General features: G+C 68.6%; 6 protein-coding genes and 1 pseudogene. 5 read left to right on the plus strand and 2 right to left on the minus strand.

All coding sequences use genetic code 11. The annotated features are described in order from the left end of the window. Nucleotides 1-315, minus strand: a pseudogene (locus tag RMO85_RS16585) (hypothetical protein); the annotation flags it as partial. Nucleotides 316-323: 8 nt separating this feature from the next. Continuing rightward, nucleotides 324-863 (minus strand): DUF3043 domain-containing protein, encoded by a 540-nt coding sequence (locus RMO85_RS16590; RefSeq protein ID WP_310529826.1) that lies wholly within the window; start codon nt 861-863, stop codon nt 324-326. Nucleotides 864-1,031: 168 nt separating this feature from the next. On the opposite strand from RMO85_RS16590, the gene RMO85_RS16595 reads away from it, so the two are divergent. Genes RMO85_RS16595 through RMO85_RS16615 form a run of 5 tightly spaced genes read left to right on the plus strand, consistent with a single transcriptional unit; the run spans nt 1,032 to nt 3,828 of the window. Beyond that, entirely contained in the window at nt 1,032-1,823 is a 792-nt protein-coding gene (locus RMO85_RS16595) for a PspA/IM30 family protein (RefSeq protein ID WP_310529827.1), read from the plus strand. Continuing rightward, complete coding sequence (locus RMO85_RS16600) at nt 1,820-2,098, plus strand: PspA-associated protein PspAA (protein ID WP_310529828.1); 279 nt, start codon at nt 1,820-1,822, stop codon at nt 2,096-2,098. The genes RMO85_RS16595 and RMO85_RS16600 overlap by 4 nt, the downstream gene beginning before the upstream one ends. A 7-nt stretch (nt 2,099-2,105) precedes the next feature. Beyond that, nucleotides 2,106-3,008 (plus strand): zinc metalloprotease HtpX, encoded by a 903-nt coding sequence (gene htpX, locus RMO85_RS16605; RefSeq protein WP_310529829.1) that lies wholly within the window; start codon nt 2,106-2,108, stop codon nt 3,006-3,008. A gap of 17 nt (nt 3,009-3,025) precedes the next feature. Then, nucleotides 3,026-3,598 (plus strand): PspA-associated protein PspAB, encoded by a 573-nt coding sequence (locus RMO85_RS16610; RefSeq protein ID WP_310529830.1) that lies wholly within the window; start codon nt 3,026-3,028, stop codon nt 3,596-3,598. Beyond that, on the plus strand, nt 3,595-3,828 hold the full coding sequence (locus RMO85_RS16615) for a histidine kinase dimerization/phospho-acceptor domain-containing protein (RefSeq protein ID WP_310529831.1): 234 nt from the start codon (nt 3,595-3,597) through the stop codon (nt 3,826-3,828). Before RMO85_RS16610 ends, RMO85_RS16615 begins: the two co-directional genes overlap by 4 nt. Nucleotides 3,829-3,862 lie beyond the last annotated feature (34 nt).

The following is a 3,862-nucleotide window of genomic DNA, read 5'->3' on the forward strand; positions in this document are numbered from 1 at the left end:
CGCGAGCCATCGGCCGAGGTCCAGCCGCTCGTGCAGCGCCACCGCCGACACGACGGCAGTGACCGGCAGCGACAGCGAGATCGACGCCTGGGCGAGATAGAGGGGGAGCAGCAACAGCGCGACCGCATGCAGCACGAAGCCCGCCAGATAGGCGGCCACGACTCCCAGCAGCGGCCACGAGCGCAGCGCCGCGCGCACGAAGGCGACGAGTCCGAGCTCGCCCTCCGGCAGCGCCCGCATGGCGTGCGCCTGCCCCACCGCAGCGATGCCGAACAGCGCTGCCGACGTCAGCGCGCTGACGAGCCCGAGGATCAACCCGGTGCTCAGCGGTAGTGCTCGGGCAGGGTCTGCCCGATCTTGACCTGCGCCTTGGGCATCCGCATGAACTTCATCTGCAGTGCGCGCATGATCGCGTAGTAGGTGGTGCCCTTGGTGGGCTCGTCGGGGAAGCGTCGCGCAAGCTCGCGGCGCAGCTTGAATCGCATCAGCACGATGTCGAGGACGACCAGCAGCACCGTCCCGAGCAGCACGGTGTTGCCGACGCCGACGAGGTAGGGGCTGCCGGAGTAACCGAGCAGCAGCGTCACGACCAGCAGCGGCACCATCAGTTCGACGAACGAGAATCGGGAGTCGACGAAGTCGCGGATGAAGCGCCGGACCGGGCCCTTGTCGCGGGTCAGCAGGTAGCGCTCGTCGCCGGACTTCATCGCTGCCCGGACGGTCTTGCTCGACTCGGTGCGGGCTCCGCGCTGCGCCTGCATCTGCTCGCGACGGGTGCGTGGGACCTTGGCGCGCGCCTTCGCGGCGGCCTCGGCCTCCTTGCGGCTCGGCGTCGGCCGACCCTTCCCGTCGGGCTTGTCCACGGCGGGGGAGGTGGAGGAACTGTCCTGCGACTTGCTACGACCGAACAACGGAGCCTCATGAGATTGGGGTGACGTGAACCTCCAGCCTACCGGCGCCTATCGATGCCCTTGGGTTTGGTCCTAGGGTGAAGGCATTACCCCGAGGGTGACACAGGAGAGAACATCCCCATGAGTGTGATGAAGCGCTTGAGTCTGATCTTCCGTTCCAAGGCCAACAAGGCGCTCGACCGCGCCGAGGACCCCCGCGAGACCTTGGACTACAGCTATCAGCGACAGCTGGAGCTGCTGAGCAAGGTGCGCCGCGGGGTCGCCGACGTCGCGACCAGTCGCAAGCGCGTGGAGCTGCAGATCAAGCAGCTCGAGACGCAGTCGGCCAAGCTCCAGGGCCAGGCCGAGAAGGCCATCGCGGCCGATCGTGAGGACCTCGCCCGCGAGGCGCTGACCCGCAAGTCCGGTATCACCACGCAGATCCAGGACCTCGAGGGCCAGCACGCCAACCTGCAGGGTGAGGAGGAGAAGCTCGTCCTCGCCCAGCAGCGGCTGCAGACGAAGGTCGAGTCGTTCCGCACCCGCAAGGAGACGATCAAGGCCAACTACACCGCCGCCGAGGCGCAGACACGCATCGGCGAGGCCATGTCGGGGATCGGCGAGGAGATGGGCGATGTCGGCCTCGCGATCCAGCGGGCAGAGGACAAGACGGCCCAGATGCAGGCCCGCGCCGGTGCCATCGACGAGCTGATCGCCTCGGGCGCGCTCGACGACGCGTCGTCGATCAACGCCGGTGACGACATCGCTCGCGAGCTCGACGCCCTCAGCTCCACCTCGGATGTCGAGTCCGAGCTGGCCCGACTCAAGAGTGGCAGCAAGCCACCGGCCATCGAGGCCGGCGACGGTGACATCCTCGCGGACAGCGAGAAGCAGGCCATCGAGCGCGAGATCGGGGAAGGCGGCCCGGCATGATCGTCCGGATCCTCGGTGAAGGCCAGTACGACGTCGCCGACGATTCCGTCGAGCGGCTCAACGCCCTCGACGCCGTCGTCGAGTCCGCCATCGAGGCCGGCGACGAGGCGGCGTTCCGGCCGGCCCTCGAGGCGCTGCTGGCGGGCGTGCGCGAGCACGGCACCGCCCACGACGTCGAGAGCCTCGACGAGTCCGACCTGATCCTCCCGCCCGGCGACGCCACGCTCGACGAGGTGCGCGAGCTGTTGGGCGACGACGGTCTGATCCCCGGCTGATCCTGCCGTGGCGCATTCGCGTTTCATCAAGGACGCCGGGCTGACCGCCCGGATGACGTTGGTCATGTTCCTGCTCGGGGCGCTCTTCGTCGGGCTGGTGGTGGGGCTGATGTATGCCTTTCCGAGCTACTGGTTCCTGATCGGTCTTGCCGGTATCGGCGTCGCGTTCTACCAGTGGTGGTCCTCCGACAAGCTCGCCATGAGGGCGATGCGGGCTCGTGAGGTCACGCCCCAGGAGGCGCCCGAGCTGCACGGCATGATCGACCGGCTCTGTGCACTGGCCGACATGCCCAAGCCGCGCGTCGGCATCGCCGACATGGACCTCCCCAACGCCTTTGCCACGGGTCGTTCCCCCGAGCGGTCCGTGGTGTGCGTGACCACCGGCATCCTGCAGATCCTCGACGCCGAGGAGCTCGAAGCAGTGCTGGCCCACGAGCTGAGCCACGTCGCGCACCGCGACGTACTCGTCATGACCCTCGCCTCCTCGGCGGGCATCCTGGCGGGCATGCTCACCCGCGGCGCCCAGTTCGGCGGCCTGTCCCGCGGGCGCAACAGCGGCGGCTTCCCGGCGGTCATCATCGCCCTGGTCGTCAGCCTGGTGGTGTATGCCGTCAGCTTCCTGCTGCTGCGCCTGCTCTCGCGCTACCGCGAGCTGTGCGCCGACCGCTCGGGCGCCTACCTCACGCTGAAGCCCCAGGCGCTCGCCTCCGCGCTGACGAAGATCTCCGGGGGAGCCGGCGCCATCCCGCAGAAGGACCTGCGCGCCAACAGTGCGGTCAACTCACTGTTCATCGTCCCGGCCGTCGCCGGCATCTCGATGAGGACGTTGACCGCCACCCACCCCTCGCTCGAACAGCGGCTCGAACAGCTTGCCCGCATCCAGGCCGAGCTCGGCCGCCCGATGGCCTAGGCACGGCGAGGAGCAGGATGCGCTGGCTCGACGCGGTGACCGGCCGCAACAAGCCCGTCACCAACAACCTGGATGCGCTGTTCTTGATCCCGAGCGCGGCCATCACCCTGCAGACCGCGGCCGGATTCAGGCCCACCGGACACGGCGCCGTCTGCTACCGCTCGGCGACGGGGGCTGCGTTCGCGCAGACGCAGGATGAGATGACCGCCCTCATCTCCGACGACGCGGACGCGCCCGAGGTGAAGGTGAGCCGGGACGACTTCGGCTTCACGTGGCTGGAGGTCAACGGGGACCCGGACGACTTGGCCGACCTGTGCACCGACCTGCATGCCGTCAACACCAGCCTGGAGGCCCAGGGGTTCGCCTCCGGCCTGCTGTGCTCGATGGTCACCTTCGCCGGTCCGAGCGGTCGCAAGGTCGGGCTCGTCTATCTCTACAAGTCCGGCACGTTCTACGCGTTTGCGCCCACCGGCGCCCAACAGCGCGACAACCTCACCGAGATCAGCGTGCGCGATCACCTCGCGGCCGAACTGCCGATGGAGAATGACCTGCAGAAGTGGCTCGCCCTGTGGAATGCTCCCGGCTTGTGAGCCTTCGCGACGAGCTGGTCCTGTTTGCCGAGCATGCTGCCCACGACCTGAACAACTCCCTCGCAGCGCTGTCGATGGCCGTCGAGCTCGCCCTCGACGTGCTCCCCGACAGCAGCGACGCCGACCTGTCTGATCTGCTCGAGCGGGTGCAGCGGTCCACGATCAAGCTCGCGGAGACGGTCGACGCGCTGCCGGCCTCGGCCGAGGCCTGGCCACTGCCTGACGCGTAGACGCGCGGACATAGCTGCCCTGGCGAGGACCAGC

It is taken from the genome of Nocardioides sp. (assembly GCF_031422975.1).
In the GTDB taxonomy this organism is placed as follows: Bacteria; Actinomycetota; Actinomycetes; order Propionibacteriales; family Nocardioidaceae; genus Nocardioides.

Coding starts and splice junctions, on each gene's coding strand:
- RMO85_RS16595 (WP_310529827.1), top strand. CDS start 1,032: ATGAGTGTGATGAAGCGCTTGAGTCTGATCTTCCGTTCCAAGGCCAAC.
- RMO85_RS16600 (WP_310529828.1), top strand. CDS start 1,820: ATGATCGTCCGGATCCTCGGTGAAGGCCAGTACGACGTCGCCGACGAT.
- RMO85_RS16610 (WP_310529830.1), top strand. CDS start 3,026: ATGCGCTGGCTCGACGCGGTGACCGGCCGCAACAAGCCCGTCACCAAC.